Below are 14,856 nucleotides of genomic sequence, written 5' to 3'. Positions count from 1 at the left end.
GGGAATTCGGCATTGGTAAATGTGTCGATATCATCGTGAATCTTGCGGAGAGCATTCAACGTCCGTAAAGTATAAAATTAAAAAGATGACTGGTGTTAAACACAAAACAAATATTCTCTTAAAAAAAGAACTGACAATAATTTTCTGTGAATGTTAAAATATAACTAAAGATCATACAAACGACAATAAAAAGCCTGAACTGAGTGAAAATCATAAAGATTAAAAAAACAGATTATATCTAATGCGATTTAACAGAAAGGATGAGAGGATATTGCTTAAAATTAATGACATTGTTTTGTATGAGGCAGAAGGCGTTTGTAAAATAAAAGACATCACCAAAGAAAACTTTGGCGAAGGAATAATGGAATATTATGTTTTACAGCCAATATATAAGGACAGTCTTATGATCTTTGTCCATACGGGCAATGATCATTTAATTTCAAAGATGCGCCGGGTTTTATCCAGAGAAGAAATTGAGAAAATTATCCTTACCATGCCGGAAGAAGAGCTGCTGAGCATTGAGGATGAGAGTGAGCGAGAAATAAAATATCAGGAAATTATTAACAGCGGTGACCGCAGAGCTGTTGTGAAGCTGATCAAAACCATTTATCTTCGTCAGAAAAATCGCAAAGAACAGAAGAAAAAACCCTACGTTATCGACGAACGTTTTTTAAAAGAGGCTGAGAAGCTTCTTTATGATGAGTTTGCACTTGTCTTAAATGTAAAGCCAAACCAGGTTTTACCCCTTATTATCAAACAGATTGAATATTCAAAAAAGGAGAAAGGCCAATGTATGCAGCCGGCGATTATATAATACTTGAAAAAGATGGAATCTGGCAGGTGTCAAAGCTTGAGACAGATGCTAAAAGCGGCGAGGTACTACGCTACATCCTCAAAAGCCCAAAGGAACCAGACAATACTAAAAATATTAAAGCGGACTCCAAAATGCTGCTCAGAAAGGTAATTTCAAAGGATGATTTGACAGATATTCTGAGCAGAATCCCATATACTCGAACCATTCAGGCGCCAAACAATAAAATTCGTGAAGAGCTATACGAGACAGCCATGGCGGCCTACGATGAACTGGAATGGATCCGTGTGATCAAAACGGCATATCTGAGAAAAGAGGAGGGTAGGCAGATGCCCTTTGAGGAAAAATACAGCCGTCAGGCCAAAAATTATTTTCATTTGGAGATTTCTGTGATTATGGACATTCCTTTTGATAAGGTGGAAGATTATATTGCATCGGCCATTGCGGATGATTTATGGTAATGTAGGCAACCAGAAAGACGGCTCTGTTATCCTAAAGCTTAAGAGACCGTATAATGCCTATGCCGTTGGCGATTATATGAACTAAAAATTAAGGTTAAAACGCACTCATGAACTGTTGTAGATCAGGAGTGCGTTTTTATTTTTGTTTATTAAGGATATTTTTAAACGTTAAGGGTAAGAATCTATAAAACAAAAAGCTGAATTCAAATAGATCTTTTTTGCTTTTATAAGCACGGCTCAATCTATAAATCTGCTGTTTTGTGTTATAATGGAAATACTATTTGAAAGCCAGGAGGAAAACATGAAAAAGAAGTCAATTTTCTCTTTGACATTGGTATTATTATTTTTTGTATCAACCGTTCTTTCGCCGGTTTATGCTGAATCTGAGGAAGAGCTTCAGAAAAAAAAGGCAGAAGCCAGTCAGAAGAAGGCAGAATACGAGTATCAAATTGATATGAAGCAGAATACTGCCGAAGGAATCGAAAATGAGATCAATAAGGCCGAGGAAAAGATTAAGACCATTACAGAAAAGGTGAACAGCTTTGACGGCCAGATCAGCGAGATCAATACAAATCTGGAAGCGAAAAACCAGCAGCTCGCTGGTACTCAGGCAAAGCAGGCTGAACAGGAAAAAGACCTGGAGGAACGCCTGAGAGTCATGTATATGTTTGGCAATGAGGGATATGCCAGCGTTCTCTTCTCTTCAACCAGCTTTACAGATTTTATCGCCAAGGCGGATATGGTTCGCCTGATTGCCCAGGCTGACCGAAACGCCGTCAACGCTCTGGAGACCACCGTAAAACAGGTCAAGACCCAGCAGGAAGAGATAAAAGCTGATAAGCAGAAGTTGGAATCCTTGAAACAAGAGCAGGAAATTGCCTTAGCCAGCCAGAATGATATTAAGGAACAGGAAAAGAAGCTCTTAGCTGAAAACCAGCATGTGCTTGATGAACTGCAGGCTAAAGCAGATGCTGAACAGGCAGTCTATGCTGCTGCGGATAACAGTTTAGCTGCCATTGCGGCTGAAAAAGAAGCTGAAGCACAGAGGAAACTGGAGGAATGGAAAAACAGCCAGAACGGCGGTAACAACAGTGGCAGCGGCAATGAATCCGGTAATACAAACGAGGGCTCCGGTTCAACGGAAGAGCCTGCGCCGGCTCCAGGTCCTGCCCCGTCTGTTGGTCTTATCTGGCCTATTGCTTCGCAATACCACCCCATTGAATGGGATGATATGTACGGCGATCGAATTCACCCAATTACAGGCGTTTGGACATGGCACAGCGGTTACGATATGGCAGCGCCTGAGGGAACCTCTGTCTTTGCACCAGGCGATGGTATTGTGACCTATGCTGACTGGAATGGTGGCTATGGTAAATGCGTTATGATTGCTGTGGACGGCGGAACCGTTTTGCTTGGTCATTTAAGCAGCATTGCTGTTTCTGAAGGTCAGTTTGTACGTCAGGGTGAACATGTCGGCGGTGTCGGCACAACAGGCAATTCAACCGGTAATCACCTTCATTTAAGTTTTCTGGTCAATGGGAACTATGTTGATCCATTAAACTATATGCACTGGTAATAAGACAACAATAAAAAACAAGGTACTGGATAAAATCCGGCACCTTGTTTTTTACTTTATCACGAGAGTTATTTGTTTTTGTACCAGACAGAGGCATTCAGGCAGAGTGCAAAAGAAACCCAGAGAATGTAGGGAATCATGAGTTTTGCGGCCGTTTTGCTTATCTTAGCGTATTCTTTAGAAGTATAGAGAATTGTCAGGAGAAGGATGGTCATTTCTATCAAAGCTGTGCCCCTTAAATGAAACTTGAAAAACAAAAAAGACCAGATGAAATTAAGACTGAGCTGAAGTCCGTCGGCTTTTTGAACAGTTGTTTCCTGTTCTTCATCAGCGGCTTCGAGAGCTTTGTATTTGGCAAGTCCCATCAGTGTATAAAGCGTTGTCCAGGCAACTGGAAATGCCCATTTAGGCGGTGCGAAATTAGGTTTATCCAACTCAGAGTACTCTTTGACATCTTTAGATATGGCCTTCCCAACTACAGAACCAATTGCCAGAGGGACAGCTAAACAGGCAGCCAGGCGTTTTGTGTTTGTTTTTTTTAGTAATTCAGACATGATAATCAATCCTTTCGATAATGTTTATAAATAATTTACCCCGAGTCTTTCCAGTAAAACTAAACGTACTAATAATCTGAAGTTTTACTAAAGCATGAGTTATCCTGAGCGCAAAAGGTATATATAGTAAAGAAAGTAAATAGAAAGCGAGTGGAAGAGCATGTATATATTGATCGGATCAGGAATTTTTTTAGCTGGCGTTTTTGCCGGTATTGTAATTACATCATTAATGGTCGTCTCAGGACAAAGTAATCGCAAACGGTTTTAATTTATACTATATAGAAAACAGAAGCAGATGGACTGCTTCTGTTTTTTTGCACAAAATTGGACTTAGCCGCAGGAATATGGGATAATAAATAAAAACATCACGAGGCAGAAATGAGAATAAATAAAATCGCATTAATCGGCGCTGGCGCGCTGGGTGTCCTGTATGGAAACCGTTTGACCGAAGCTTTTGGAAATGAACGTGTTTATTTTATCGCTGATCATGAGCGTGCAGCGCGTTATCAGAAAAATCCTTTTACTTGCAATGGAAGGATATGTGACTTTCGCTATGTTGAGGATGCTGTAAAGAATGAAACTGCGGATCTTATTATTATTGCGGTAAAATATACCGGCATTGACAATGCAGTAAAAAGTATCCGTAATTTTGTTGGTGAGGAAACCGTGATTATTTCTCTGCTCAACGGTATTGCCAGCGAGAAGGTGATCGCCGAGTCCTTTGGGCAGGAGCATCTGCTTTACTGTGTAGCCCAAGGGATGGATGCGGTGAAGGAAGGGCCGCATCTACACTATGATAACGGCGGTATTCTATTGCTTGGGAGCCAGGATAATACTAAAACAGCGCATTTGGAGGCCGTCGCAGAGATATTGGAAGAAGCAGATATTCCTTATAAAATTCCTCAGGATATTCACTATTGCCTATGGAATAAGCTCATGCTGAACACTGGTGTCAACCAGATTGCGGCGGTTTTTGCGACAAATTATGGAGGGCTGCAAAAAGAGGGCGAGGCCAGAAAACTTATGCTGAAAGCCATGGAAGAGGTAAGAACAGCGGCAGCGTACGAGGGAGTTCGCCTGACAGAATCGGATATTACAGAGTGGATGCGGGTTTTGGACACCCTGAATCCTGAGGGAATGCCCTCTATGCGGCAGGATACCAAGGCACACCGTAAAACTGAGGTGGATTTATTTTCGGGAACTATCTGCAGGCTTGGGAAAAAATATGGCTTTGAGACGCCAGTCAATGATTTTCTTTATGAGCAAATACTTAAAATAGAAGCATCATATGATTAAAAAGCCTTCATAGGGGTAAAATAAAAGCAGCCGTTTAAAACGCGGCGGGATCGAAGAGATCTCTGGGATACCCTTCAGTGTGACTGAGGGGTATTTTTTCGTGAAAAAAGCCAGCTTAGGCTGGCTTCTATAATCGGAAAAGTCTATCCATTAACGACTTCTCCGCCGTTTACATGAATCACCTGCCCAGTTACATAGCTTGAGTCACTGCTGGCAAGGTAGACATAAGCCGGCGCCAGCTCGTAAGGCTGTCCAGGGCGCTCAAGAGGAACATCTTTGCCGAACCGTTCAACGTGCTCTTGGCTGAAGGTAGCGGGGATAAGCGGCGTCCAGATGGGCCCAGGGGCAACGCCATTTACGCGGATCGATTTATCCAGAATCTCCTGATTACCTGACAGCGCACGGGTAAAGGAGACGATAGCCCCCTTTGTGGAAGAATAATCCAGAAGGGTAGAACTCCCGCGATAAGCAGTCACAGAGGTTGTGTTTACAATGGCTGCCCCTTTGCTGAGATGGGGAAGTGCAGCCTTAACCATGTAAAACATGCTGAAAATGTTTGTTCGAAAGGTTCGGTCAAGCTGGGCTGGCGTAATGTCAGTAATACTTTCTGCCACGTGCTGTTCACCCGCGTTGTTTACCAGGACATCAATACGGCCATACTGGTCAACGATCTGCTGGACGGCTTTCTGTGCAAAGGTATCATCACCGACATCGCCCTTTATTGAAAAACACTCTGCTCCCAGCTCCTTCACCCGCCTGACAATGGCTGCTGCGTCATCATCAGAGTCCAGATATAGAATGGCGAGATTGGCGCCTTCCTTGGCAAAAGCAATGGCTACAGCACCGCCGATTCCACTGTCTCCGCCAGTAATGACAGCGACTTTGTTTTTTAGCTTTCCGCAGCCCTGATATTCCGGGTTTTCCATTAAAGGCTCAGGGAAAACATTTTTTGTAGAATCGTCGATATAATAGCCCTTTTGAGGTACCTGAGTTTGTATGTTTACATGATTTTCATTTTCTTTTTTCATAATAGTATGCCTTTCTTTTAAGATATTTATATTAATTGGATACCCGATTCACCTTTTAAAGCGACAATAAAGTTTTTTGATTTTAGATTCACTAAAGCTTTTCCGTTTCTGAATAAAAGCTTGAACATTTGTAAGAAATGATAAAAGGACATGAAATTCGGGTAAACAATAGTTAACAATTATTAATGGAGGAACTTATTATGAAAGATGATAAAAGAATTGAACCAACCAATGACGGCGAAGGTGTAATTGAACAGCGTGCCGGTGAAAAGGAACGCCCGACCAATGATGGTAAGGGTATGGAAGGCAATGACAAGGATAAAAAATTCTTTGGCGCGAGAGCCTTAGAAGAAGACGAAAAGGAATAATTCTTAAGAGATACAAGCTGCGCGGCTGCGCAGCTTTTTTGATACAAAAAAAGAAGTCTGTCAGGACTTCTTTTGCTGAGGATCATAAATCCAAAAGCTGCCGATAGGCGTATTATTGTTATCAACCTGACAGCCAAGGGCTTCGGCTGCCTGCTGAACATCCTTTTGCGAGAAAATCTCAAAAATATTTACCTCTATCTGCCCATTTTCGTTAAATGCGTTTTTTACCATCTGGTCGGAGAGGTATTCTTTTAAAAATGTAGTTTTGTCCATGTTCAAACACTCCTTTTTCAAGTATAAATAAATCATACCCAAAACAGGTGAGAACAAAGCAGACGAGTCAGGTATTATTGGTTTTTCTCTTTTTCTTTCTGATATTTATAAACCTTCCAGCCAATGGGGATGGCAATAATGGCCAGAATGATTAAAATAAAGATAAGCCAGGTAAATGCTCGCTGCAGATAAAAAACAGAGGACTGAACAGCAAAACTAAAGCGAATGCCGACAACCATGCCAATGACAAAAATAATGGCGATTCCTACAACATATAAAATAATCTTTGTTTTAAAGTTGTTTTTCTTTTCAGGCTCTTTTTCCTGTTGGGCTTTTTCCATTTCTTGATCCTTCATAGGGACCTCCTTCTAACGTTTGATTTTAGTATAACCAATTTAGTTTAAAATTAACAGAAATTTCTAGTCAAACAGCGTTAAAATCTTAATAAATCTGTTGGTTAAATTTAAGAATTTTTAAGTTGTCTGTCGTGAGAGACAGGATTATACTGAAATTAAACTTAATGAATGAGGAAGAAAAAATGCGAGAGAGAATATTGATAATTGATGATGATGTGGAGCTTTGTTCCCTGCTTTTAAGATGCCTTGAGCGCGAGGGCTACGAGGTGTGTGCTGCCCATACCGGGGCTGCGGGACTAAACCGTCTGGATGAGAAAGAAGCCGTATTGGTTATTCTGGATGTGATGCTGCCCGAGATGAGCGGGTTTGCTGTTCTCTCCGAGCTCCGAAAAACAAAAAGTATTCCGGTATTAATGCTGACGGCCAGGGATAGTGAGAATGATAAGGTGCAGGGCCTGAAAACCGGCGCAGATGATTATCTGACAAAACCCTTTTCCATCAATGAATTCATGGCCCGCGTAGAATCCCTGATCCGGCGGTTTACTGTCTTAAATCGTGAAAATCCCTGCAAAGAAAAGAGCCTTATCTTTAAAGGCGGTTTGTTGATCAATCCGGTGGAGAGAAGCGTCAGCGTACAGGAAAAAGGAATCGAGCTGACGAACAAAGAATTTGACTTGCTTTATTTTCTGGCAAAAAACCCTGGACAGGTTTTTACGAAGAAACAGCTATACACACAGATATGGCAGGAGGATTATGCCTTTGATGATGGAAATATGATGGCTTATATCAGCAAGCTGCGAAGAAAAATTGAGAAAAAAGAGCAGGAGACAGCTTATATCCAAACTATCTGGGGGGTGGGTTACCGTTTTAACAAAGGGGCTGTTTTATGAGCGTCACAGCTTTAACCATCCTGTGTCTGGTACTTGCCGCGGTTGTTTTGATTCTGTGTAACCTGCTACTTAAAGTTAAAAAGCGCTTGATAAAAGCCTGTGCCATTCTTGAGGAGGTCGAGGTAGGCAACTTTAACCGACGAATTTTAGCAAGAAAAGGGGATATGACCGCAGAGCTGTGCTATAAAATCAATAAAATTGTCAAAAACAGTGAATGTGAGATTGCTTCGCTGAAGAAAAATGAAAAGGCAAACAGGCAGCTGATGACCAGTTTGTCCCACGATGTCCGTACCCCTCTCACTTCCCTTATCGGCTATTTAGACGTACTGAACAGCGGAAAGGTAGAAGCAGAGGAGCGAAAAAGATATCTGGGTATTGTCTGGTCAAAGGCTTATGATCTCAAGGACTATGTGGACATTCTCTTTGACTGGTTCAAGCTGGAATCAAAGGAATATCATTTTTATTTTGAAGAGCGCGGCATATGTGAGCTCACCCGAGATGGGATCATTGGCTGGATTCCGTTGTTTGAGGAAAACGGCCTTGATTACACGTTTCATATTCCAGATGAAGAATACAAGGTTTGGATTGATGCACGCTCTTGGAATCGTATTCTGAATAATCTTATTCAAAATGCTGTAAAGCACAGCGGCTGTTCCGCGCTGGAAATCGGCGTTGAGCGAACTCAAAACAGCATAAAGCTATGGGTAAAAGATGATGGAAGCGGCATTGTCCCCGACCAGCTTCCCTATATTTTTGAAAGACTGTACAAATGTGACACATCGAGGAGTGGTGGGGGCAGCTGCCTTGGACTGGCCATCACAAAAGAACTGGTTCAGGCAAACGGGGGAACCATTCAGGCAGACAGCGCTTTATGCCAGGGAACCATTTTTACTGTTACTCTGCCCTTGTGTTAAAAGTTAGAAAAAAGCAAGGTTTTGGCAATGGTTATACAAGCTGTTTTTCCTATACTGATAAGTAGAAAAAAACGAGGAGGAAAGCAGATGCAAAAACTGATCATTCAAACAAAAGATTTAACCAAAATCTATGGGGAGCAAACCGTAGCAGATCGTGTCAACCTTCATATAAGACAGGGCAAGATTTATGGCCTTTTAGGCCGAAATGGTGCGGGCAAAACTACGATTATGAAAATGATGATGGGCCTTACCCGTATAACGAAAGGAGAAATTGAAATTTTCGGCCAAAGAGTTGAGACGCATCAGAAAGACATTTATCCCCGTATTGGTGCGATCATTGAAGCCCCAGGCTTTTATCCAAATCTTACAGGAGCAGAAAACCTTAATGTGTTTGCCAGGCTTAGAGGAACAGTAAGTCTGAATGCAGTTAAGGAAGCGCTGGAGCTTGTGGGGCTTCCCTATAATGATAAGAAGCTTTTTTCAAAATACTCACTGGGCATGAAACAGCGCCTCGGAATCGCAAATGCCATCATACACGATCCCGAGCTGCTGATTCTCGATGAGCCAACTAATGGACTGGACCCCATCGGCATTACTGAAATCCGGAAGTTTATCCGTTTTCTAAGTGAGGAACGTGGAAAAACCATTTTGATATCAAGCCATATTTTGTCAGAAATCGCGCTTCTGGCCGATGATATTGGCATACTCCATAATGGTGTGCTTCTGGAGGAAAGCAGTCTGGCTACTTTGCAGAAAAAGAACGAATGCTACATTGCCTTTAGAGTCTCCTCGACTGCCAAAGCCGCCAGAGTGCTGGAGGAGTTTTTCGGAATCACATGTTATGTTATAGAGAACGACCACAATATGAGGGTGCTGGACACGAGCATGGATATCGCAGAGATTAATAAAGCCTTTATAATGAATGAAATCGCAGTGAGCCGGTCGGATCTGTGTGAGGAAACCCTCGAGGATTATTTTAAAAAAATTACTGGAGGTGAGGGGATTGCTTAGACTGATACAGGTCGAATTTATGAAAATCAAACGGCAGAAATTTATTATTTTGACCCTGCTGGCATCGCTTTTGGTGCCGTTTCCGTGGTGCATAGTGTGTATTCGTGACAACCTGGGCTTTCAAAACCTTTTTCAGGGTATGCTGGTTTACGGAGGTTTGCTGTTTCTGCCATGCGTGCTTTGTATTGCGGCGGCCACTTTGTTTTACAGAGAGGAAGATTATGACACCCTCAAAAATATTTTAATGGTGCCAGTGAGTAAAACCTCTCTTGTTCTATCCAAGATGACAGTACTGCTGGTCTTATCTGCGGTCTACTGTTTTTTAGGGCTGTTGGTCTGCATTCTTCTGAGTTTTTTTCTGCTGAACAGCGGACTGTCAGAGTTCAGAATAACAGCGGTGCAGGATACGCTGATGCTGGCTGTGTTTGTATTTTTGGCCATCACCCCTATGATTACAATCATGCTGCTGTTTAAAAAAGGATATATCTTTGCGGTAATCATATCCTTTATTTACGCCATCGTCAGCTTTTCGCTTCTTTTAATCGGTGTAAAAATTATGTTTCCCATGATGGCGGTTTTTCAGCTTGTTATCATGCAGCATAATTTGAATATCGAAAGACTGCCACAGGAGAGTATTGAATTTTACCATTATCTTATGTATCCAACCGGGGTATCGCTTGCCTGTTTGATTGCAGTAGCTCTGGCCTCGATCGGGCTGGCCGTCTTTATTTATAAACGACAGGAAGTTTAGGAGGGATTATATGAGTACTTTAATAAAGGTAGAAATTCTCAAGCTTAAGCGCTATGATATTTTAATTTTGGGAGTATTTACCACCTTCGGAACTGTGATGATCGCAGTATACCAAGCATGGAGTATGCGTTTTTATGGTATGGATTTTTCTGGGATAGCCGATTTTGTGCTCTGGGATGGGCTGACCCTGTTAATGCCCTTTACAATTACACTCATCGGTGGTTTTATTTTGAAGCGAGAACTCACAGACCACACTATGCCCGCTGTATTGATGGTGCCGGTTTCAGAATCAAAGCTGCTGGCAGCTAAGCTTATTATTACCGCTATTGTCACTGAGTTTTTAGTGCTTTTTGAGTACATCATGACCATTGGCGCGGCTTTTATGCTGGGCGTTGGCGGGAGTATCACAGGTATACTGCTGCTCAGCTATTTTTCTAAATTTATGCTCATCGGGATTACTACTTTCATCGCAGTGCTGCCCCTTTTTGTTGTCACAGCTTATTTTAGAAAAGGGTATCTGGGCAGCACCATCGTGGCTTTTTTTATGGGCTTTCTGGGAATTATGGCAGCAAACAGCCCCACCTTTGTAAATTTGTGGCCGTTGACCACAGGCCTAAGTCTCATTGATTATCGGAGCTCTGGGGCAAAATATGATTATTATAATCCCATCGTTTCCACGATGGTTCTGAGTCTTGTTTTGCTCTTCACTGTGATCATGGTACGCAGGACAGGGAAGCGGAAAAAGGACTTTTAAACCCAAAAAGGTGCCGGCATTTAAGCGCTGCCAGCACCTTTTCAGATTTCAGATTAACGGATAGCTTTATGCTTAATAAAGGTACCTTCTTCCAGCTCCTCAAAAGCATGCATAAGCTCATCGCGGGTATTCATAACAATGGGGCCGCCCCAGGCGACTGGCTCATCAAGACGTTTGCCGGAGAAAAAGACAAACCGGGAATCCTGTCCATCTGGAGCTTTAACTGTGATGGCATCACCAGAGCCAAACAGTACGGCCGTCTTTTCATCAATATTTTTCCCTTCGATCACTGCGTCACCTTGAATCAGGAAAATAAAGACATTGTCTTCCGTTTTAGTGGGAAGGGTAAGTGATTTTCCCGCCTTTACTGTAACATCGTAAAGAGTTGCCTGAATGTGACGGGGTTCTACGCCTTTGACACCTTCATATTCACCGGAAATCACACGGATCACTGCTGTATCACTTTCCTTTATTCTGATCATGTCGCCTGTGATATCAAAATAAGCGGGATCGGCCATTTTTTCATCTTTCGGAAGGTTAATCCAGAGTTGAAGCCCAAGCATGTGATCTGAAGGCTGTGGCATTTCCTGATGAAGAATACCACTTCCCGCAGTCATCCACTGGCTTTGACCAGATTTGATTGAGCCTTTATTGCCAAGGCTGTCCTGATGCTCAATATCTCCTTCGATAAGATAGGTGACCGTTTCAATGCCTCTGTGGGGATGGAAGGGAAAACCTTTTATATAATCGTCCGGATTTTTTGAATCAAAGGAATCCAACATTAAAAAAGGATCAAAATCCTGGACGTCATTGTTACCCAATACTCTTACCAGATGAACACCTGCGCCGTCAATGGCGTGCTGCCCTTTTACTGTTTTGGTTATTTTACGTTCTGACATAAAAACACCTGCTTTCGTGGTTTAAAATCATTTGTATTCCGTAATGAATACATCATGTAAGAATAGATTTACCCATAAAGCGAAGGTCTAATGGCTGCTTAAGAATTTATTAAGGTTTAAAAAGAAAATAATAGCTGGGCTTAGAAACCGTTTAAAAGGGTTGTGTCGCAGAGACCTTGCCCAGTAAGCGAATTTATGATATAATTTATAATCATTACGAAGTGTGGAGGAAGGGTAATGGATAAAAAAGATTATGAATTTGTTGACAAGCCTATGAAGAAAGCTTGCATTGATCCTGAACGTTATTATGGCGAAATGATGGCTATTATAAGATCCGGTGAAATCATTCCGTATCCCGCATATGCCGCCTTTACAACAACACCGGTGATTGAGCGTATCCAGAGGGCGTCTGAGGATGATAAGATCTGCATTGCACGGTATCTGTTTAAAAACGCACATAACGAACTGGAGGTCAACAATATTACAGAATTGCCCATGGCGATGATTAAAGAAATAAAAAAAGCCTTAGACTAGATAAAAAAGAGATGTACTCAGCTGCACATCTCCCGCAGGACCGTTTCAAACGGCCTTTTTTAATTGATACGGACGGCGCCTTCCACAACGCCTAAAATTTGTATAGTCTCTTTGGGGTAGGTCTCATCTTCATAAAACTCGGTGTTGAGCGGCTTTAGGATGATCGTATCCTCTGTAATGCATATCCGGCGCAGCCGCACGCTTCCATTTTCGAGAAGAACCAGTGCGTCCTGGCCATCGCTGCAGGTTTCCTGAAGGCAGACATTTAGAATATCGTCTTTATAGTAACGGTCAAACATGCTGTGGTCACGCAGAGTGACCATGATATAATCGCGGCCGTTCCGGCTTTTCCTGGGCAGGGTTTCCGCAGTGTATTCAGGAGGCTCTGGCGTTTCAACAGTGCCGTCAATATTGACGATGGCTGAGGTGATGTTAGAAGGAATAAAAAGTTCTACATTGTCATTCCAATTCATGTTTTAGTGACCTTTCTTTATAAAAAAACAACCTGTAAAAATATGTTTTCCACAGCGGCGTCCATCAATACCTGTCGCAGCTTTTCGGCATAAGGGCCCAGATGGGCTTCGGCGGCATTGAAATGAATTATTTCAAGTCTGGTGCTGGTACCGATGCCTGTGAGGGCGTCCCAGAGAGCATCAAGGTTTTTGCCGTAATAATCATGAATTTTAAGCTTTTTTTCAATATAAGTATGGGTGTCCTGGATGGTAACCATGTGCTGACCGTCAAGGGTAATAGTTTTCATGCTCAATCACTCCTTTAAAATGTAATTTCATCAAAGCTGTTGTAATGATCATCGGTATAATAAATCAAACCATCGTTTGAGTAAATGATCCGTTCCGCGCCCCGGTAGCCGCCTTCATAGTTGATGTCGCACTCTTTCCAGTTGCGGCTTTTAGCGTCAGGAAGTTTTTTATCATAGTTTCCAAACCGGTCACCGCCGATGCTTTTGCCCTTTGCTACCTTATCCAGATTTCCTTTCTGGCTGTCCCAGCCCAGCTTTTGAGCTTCTTTTTTAGTAATGAAGTTGGAGGGTAGCTTCTGATATGTGTGTATATAAAGCGCGACGTCCTCCTTGGAGGTGTAGGTGCCGTTTTCTGTAATTTGCGGGGTATTGCCGCTGGTAGTGCCTGTACCTGTTGATGATGTGCTGCTGCAGCCTGTTATCAGAAGTGCGATCATCAATAGCGGCAGGAGTGCTCTAAATAAACGCTTTAGCATTAATGATTTCCTTTCTTTAAAGTTTGCATCAATTATATCATAGTCACACTAAAATTTGAATGCTGTATATCCTATTGGATTTAAGGGGTTTTTAATAATCCCTCGTTATACTGTAACAAGTGTTAAAATTTTGTGAATACATAAGGGGAAAATGATGACTGAAGAAAGCTTTTTTGAAACAGCCGATGAGACATCCTTTGACGAAGCCTTTGAGATATTAGATGCTTCGTTTCCAGATACTGAAAAACGCTCCTATGAGGGGCAGAAAGCACTTTTAGAGCAGCCTGATTATAAGCTTTTGATTAAACGAACCGATATGGGCAGAACCATTGCGCTGTTGGGCGTCTGGGTTTTTGACGATTTTGATTTTATCGAGCATGCTGCAGTGTCTGAGAAGGCAAGAGGCGGTGGCATCGGAAGCCGGATATTCAAGGAATACTTTAAGGAAAATGACCGGATGATTTTTTTAGAGGTAGAGCATCCCAACGAGGAGGATGCTAAACGCAGGATCAAGTTTTATAAAAATCTTGGTTTTCATCTTAACCAGTATGAGTACTATCAACCGCCTTTGAGATCAGGCATGCCTGAGCTGCCGCTCTATGTCATGACCTATCCGGACCCAATTGATGAGGAACGTTTCGAGTACTGTAAAAGTGTTTTAATGGATACCGTTTATCACAAATCATTAAAACCGTGATTGTTAATACAAAAGCCTGCTGCTGTAGAATCTTACAGCGGCAGGCTTTTTATGTATCATTCGGCTAAAACATTCTTATAGGATGGGTTGTTTGCGAATTCGGATACGGCAAAGGAACAGAGCGGTGTAATTTTTTTACGCCTGTCTCTGGCGTACTGAACGGCCTTTTCCACCAAAGCGCCGCCGAGTCCTCTTCTGCGCGCGGCAACAGATACGCCTACATGCGTAATGATCCATTCGTCACCATTTTGAGTAAAATTCAATTCACCCAATTCGGTGCCGTGTTCATCAGTTGCCAGAATACGATTTTCTTCCAGTTGATACGTCATTGTAAAGACCTCCTTGGGATGGTTTATTAATGCCAAAAGGCATTATGCTTATTATTATACCGAAAATCCTTAAACTTAACCATAAAATGTGATATAATCATTTCAGGAAGAGGTAATC

The 14,856-nt window shown here is 42.1% G+C and carries 21 protein-coding genes; 12 read left to right on the top strand and 9 right to left on the bottom strand.

What is annotated here, in order from left to right; all coding sequences use genetic code 11:
• The first annotated feature begins 271 nt into the window (after positions 1-271).
• The 3 genes from B2M23_RS18160 to B2M23_RS18150 all read left to right on the top strand — a co-directional run bounded on the left by B2M23_RS18160 (position 272) and on the right by B2M23_RS18150 (position 2,848).
• Positions 272-814 (top strand): CarD family transcriptional regulator, encoded by a 543-nt coding sequence (locus B2M23_RS18160; RefSeq protein WP_038351579.1) that lies wholly within the window; start codon positions 272-274, stop codon positions 812-814.
• Positions 790-1,272, top strand: coding sequence for a hypothetical protein (locus B2M23_RS18155; RefSeq protein WP_038351580.1), 483 nt, complete (start codon positions 790-792; stop codon positions 1,270-1,272). The genes B2M23_RS18160 and B2M23_RS18155 overlap by 25 nt, the downstream gene beginning before the upstream one ends.
• 301 nt (positions 1,273-1,573) lie before the next feature.
• Positions 1,574-2,848, top strand: a complete 1,275-nt coding sequence (locus B2M23_RS18150; RefSeq protein ID WP_038351581.1) for a murein hydrolase activator EnvC family protein — start codon at positions 1,574-1,576, stop codon at positions 2,846-2,848.
• A 68-nt stretch (positions 2,849-2,916) separates the two neighbouring features.
• Here B2M23_RS18150 and B2M23_RS18145 read toward each other — a convergent pair whose 3' ends face one another.
• Entirely contained in the window at positions 2,917-3,402 is a 486-nt protein-coding gene (locus B2M23_RS18145) for a TspO/MBR family protein (protein WP_038351582.1), read from the bottom strand.
• 378 nt (positions 3,403-3,780) lie between these two features.
• Here B2M23_RS18145 and B2M23_RS18140 point away from each other — a divergent pair, with 378 nt between their 5' ends.
• Positions 3,781-4,698 carry a ketopantoate reductase family protein gene (locus B2M23_RS18140; RefSeq protein ID WP_038351583.1) on the top strand — a complete coding sequence of 306 codons (918 nt, stop codon included), beginning with the start codon at positions 3,781-3,783 and terminating at the stop codon, positions 4,696-4,698.
• A gap of 143 nt (positions 4,699-4,841) precedes the next feature.
• Here the strand turns inward: B2M23_RS18140 and B2M23_RS18135 are convergent, their stop codons facing one another.
• Positions 4,842-5,726, bottom strand: a complete 885-nt coding sequence (locus B2M23_RS18135) for an SDR family oxidoreductase (RefSeq protein ID WP_038351584.1) — start codon at positions 5,724-5,726, stop codon at positions 4,842-4,844.
• Positions 5,727-5,926: 200 nt separating this feature from the next.
• Between B2M23_RS18135 and B2M23_RS21345 the strand changes: the two genes are divergently transcribed.
• On the top strand, positions 5,927-6,094 hold the full coding sequence (locus B2M23_RS21345; protein WP_013380587.1) for a hypothetical protein: 168 nt from the start codon (positions 5,927-5,929) through the stop codon (positions 6,092-6,094).
• A 60-nt stretch (positions 6,095-6,154) separates the two neighbouring features.
• Here B2M23_RS21345 and B2M23_RS18130 read toward each other — a convergent pair whose 3' ends face one another.
• Entirely contained in the window at positions 6,155-6,367 is a 213-nt protein-coding gene (locus B2M23_RS18130; RefSeq protein WP_038351585.1) for a hypothetical protein, read from the bottom strand.
• Between the two features lie 74 nt (positions 6,368-6,441).
• On the bottom strand, positions 6,442-6,723 hold the full coding sequence (locus B2M23_RS18125; protein WP_038351586.1) for a hypothetical protein: 282 nt from the start codon (positions 6,721-6,723) through the stop codon (positions 6,442-6,444).
• Positions 6,724-6,905: 182 nt separating this feature from the next.
• Here B2M23_RS18125 and B2M23_RS18120 point away from each other — a divergent pair, with 182 nt between their 5' ends.
• From B2M23_RS18120 to B2M23_RS18100, 5 genes are all read left to right on the top strand, one after another.
• A complete protein-coding gene (locus tag B2M23_RS18120; protein WP_038351587.1) occupies positions 6,906-7,613 on the top strand; it encodes a response regulator transcription factor in 708 nt (235 codons plus the stop codon).
• Positions 7,610-8,527, top strand: coding sequence for a sensor histidine kinase (locus tag B2M23_RS18115; RefSeq protein ID WP_038351588.1), 918 nt, complete (start codon positions 7,610-7,612; stop codon positions 8,525-8,527). The genes B2M23_RS18120 and B2M23_RS18115 overlap by 4 nt, the downstream gene beginning before the upstream one ends.
• An 87-nt stretch (positions 8,528-8,614) precedes the next feature.
• On the top strand, positions 8,615-9,538 hold the full coding sequence (locus B2M23_RS18110; protein ID WP_038351589.1) for an ABC transporter ATP-binding protein: 924 nt from the start codon (positions 8,615-8,617) through the stop codon (positions 9,536-9,538).
• On the top strand, positions 9,531-10,289 hold the full coding sequence (locus B2M23_RS18105; protein ID WP_038351590.1) for an ABC transporter permease: 759 nt from the start codon (positions 9,531-9,533) through the stop codon (positions 10,287-10,289). Before B2M23_RS18110 ends, B2M23_RS18105 begins: the two co-directional genes overlap by 8 nt.
• 10 nt (positions 10,290-10,299) lie before the next feature.
• Positions 10,300-11,043 carry an ABC transporter permease gene (locus B2M23_RS18100; RefSeq protein ID WP_038351591.1) on the top strand — a complete coding sequence of 248 codons (744 nt, stop codon included), beginning with the start codon at positions 10,300-10,302 and terminating at the stop codon, positions 11,041-11,043.
• 53 nt (positions 11,044-11,096) lie between these two features.
• On the opposite strand, the gene B2M23_RS18095 is transcribed toward B2M23_RS18100, so the two are convergent.
• Complete coding sequence (locus B2M23_RS18095) at positions 11,097-11,942, bottom strand: pirin family protein (protein ID WP_038351592.1); 846 nt, start codon at positions 11,940-11,942, stop codon at positions 11,097-11,099.
• A gap of 237 nt (positions 11,943-12,179) precedes the next feature.
• On the opposite strand from B2M23_RS18095, the gene B2M23_RS18090 reads away from it, so the two are divergent.
• Positions 12,180-12,476, top strand: coding sequence for a hypothetical protein (locus B2M23_RS18090; RefSeq protein WP_038351593.1), 297 nt, complete (start codon positions 12,180-12,182; stop codon positions 12,474-12,476).
• A 59-nt stretch (positions 12,477-12,535) separates the two neighbouring features.
• On the opposite strand, the gene B2M23_RS18085 is transcribed toward B2M23_RS18090, so the two are convergent.
• The 3 genes from B2M23_RS18085 to B2M23_RS18075 are packed head-to-tail and all read right to left on the bottom strand — an operon-like array spanning position 12,536 to position 13,712.
• Entirely contained in the window at positions 12,536-12,949 is a 414-nt protein-coding gene (locus tag B2M23_RS18085; protein WP_038351594.1) for a LexA family protein, read from the bottom strand.
• A 17-nt stretch (positions 12,950-12,966) separates the two neighbouring features.
• Positions 12,967-13,236 carry a barstar family protein gene (locus tag B2M23_RS18080; protein WP_038351595.1) on the bottom strand — a complete coding sequence of 90 codons (270 nt, stop codon included), beginning with the start codon at positions 13,234-13,236 and terminating at the stop codon, positions 12,967-12,969.
• 14 nt (positions 13,237-13,250) lie between these two features.
• Positions 13,251-13,712, bottom strand: a complete 462-nt coding sequence (locus B2M23_RS18075) for a ribonuclease domain-containing protein (RefSeq protein ID WP_038351596.1) — start codon at positions 13,710-13,712, stop codon at positions 13,251-13,253.
• 151 nt (positions 13,713-13,863) lie between these two features.
• Between B2M23_RS18075 and B2M23_RS18070 the strand changes: the two genes are divergently transcribed.
• A complete protein-coding gene (locus tag B2M23_RS18070) occupies positions 13,864-14,409 on the top strand; it encodes a GNAT family N-acetyltransferase (protein WP_038351597.1) in 546 nt (181 codons plus the stop codon).
• A 56-nt stretch (positions 14,410-14,465) separates the two neighbouring features.
• Here B2M23_RS18070 and B2M23_RS18065 read toward each other — a convergent pair whose 3' ends face one another.
• Positions 14,466-14,738: a GNAT family N-acetyltransferase gene (locus tag B2M23_RS18065; protein ID WP_038351598.1), complete on the bottom strand. Its 273-nt coding sequence runs from the start codon at positions 14,736-14,738 to the stop codon at positions 14,466-14,468.
• Positions 14,739-14,856: the final 118 nt, after the last annotated feature.

The sequence above is a fragment of the Eubacterium limosum genome, assembly GCF_000807675.2.
Classification (GTDB): Bacteria; Bacillota; Clostridia; order Eubacteriales; family Eubacteriaceae; genus Eubacterium; species Eubacterium limosum.
This window is presented reverse-complemented; position numbering and strand designations above follow the sequence as displayed.

Bases quoted from the DNA above. Each gene is read 5' to 3' on its own strand.
- B2M23_RS18155 (WP_038351580.1), top strand. From the start codon at position 790: ATGTATGCAGCCGGCGATTATATAATACTTGAAAAAGATGGAATCTGG.
- B2M23_RS18150 (WP_038351581.1), top strand. From the start codon at position 1,574: ATGAAAAAGAAGTCAATTTTCTCTTTGACATTGGTATTATTATTTTTT.
- B2M23_RS18145 (WP_038351582.1), bottom strand. From the start codon at position 3,402: ATGTCTGAATTACTAAAAAAAACAAACACAAAACGCCTGGCTGCCTGT.
- B2M23_RS18140 (WP_038351583.1), top strand. From the start codon at position 3,781: ATGAGAATAAATAAAATCGCATTAATCGGCGCTGGCGCGCTGGGTGTC.
- B2M23_RS18135 (WP_038351584.1), bottom strand. From the start codon at position 5,726: ATGAAAAAAGAAAATGAAAATCATGTAAACATACAAACTCAGGTACCT.
- B2M23_RS21345 (WP_013380587.1), top strand. From the start codon at position 5,927: ATGAAAGATGATAAAAGAATTGAACCAACCAATGACGGCGAAGGTGTA.
- B2M23_RS18130 (WP_038351585.1), bottom strand. From the start codon at position 6,367: ATGGACAAAACTACATTTTTAAAAGAATACCTCTCCGACCAGATGGTA.
- B2M23_RS18125 (WP_038351586.1), bottom strand. From the start codon at position 6,723: ATGAAGGATCAAGAAATGGAAAAAGCCCAACAGGAAAAAGAGCCTGAA.
- B2M23_RS18120 (WP_038351587.1), top strand. From the start codon at position 6,906: ATGCGAGAGAGAATATTGATAATTGATGATGATGTGGAGCTTTGTTCC.
- B2M23_RS18115 (WP_038351588.1), top strand. From the start codon at position 7,610: ATGAGCGTCACAGCTTTAACCATCCTGTGTCTGGTACTTGCCGCGGTT.
- B2M23_RS18110 (WP_038351589.1), top strand. From the start codon at position 8,615: ATGCAAAAACTGATCATTCAAACAAAAGATTTAACCAAAATCTATGGG.
- B2M23_RS18100 (WP_038351591.1), top strand. From the start codon at position 10,300: ATGAGTACTTTAATAAAGGTAGAAATTCTCAAGCTTAAGCGCTATGAT.
- B2M23_RS18095 (WP_038351592.1), bottom strand. From the start codon at position 11,942: ATGTCAGAACGTAAAATAACCAAAACAGTAAAAGGGCAGCACGCCATT.
- B2M23_RS18090 (WP_038351593.1), top strand. From the start codon at position 12,180: ATGGATAAAAAAGATTATGAATTTGTTGACAAGCCTATGAAGAAAGCT.
- B2M23_RS18085 (WP_038351594.1), bottom strand. From the start codon at position 12,949: ATGAATTGGAATGACAATGTAGAACTTTTTATTCCTTCTAACATCACC.
- B2M23_RS18080 (WP_038351595.1), bottom strand. From the start codon at position 13,236: ATGAAAACTATTACCCTTGACGGTCAGCACATGGTTACCATCCAGGAC.
- B2M23_RS18075 (WP_038351596.1), bottom strand. From the start codon at position 13,712: ATGCTAAAGCGTTTATTTAGAGCACTCCTGCCGCTATTGATGATCGCA.
- B2M23_RS18070 (WP_038351597.1), top strand. From the start codon at position 13,864: ATGATGACTGAAGAAAGCTTTTTTGAAACAGCCGATGAGACATCCTTT.
- B2M23_RS18065 (WP_038351598.1), bottom strand. From the start codon at position 14,738: ATGACGTATCAACTGGAAGAAAATCGTATTCTGGCAACTGATGAACAC.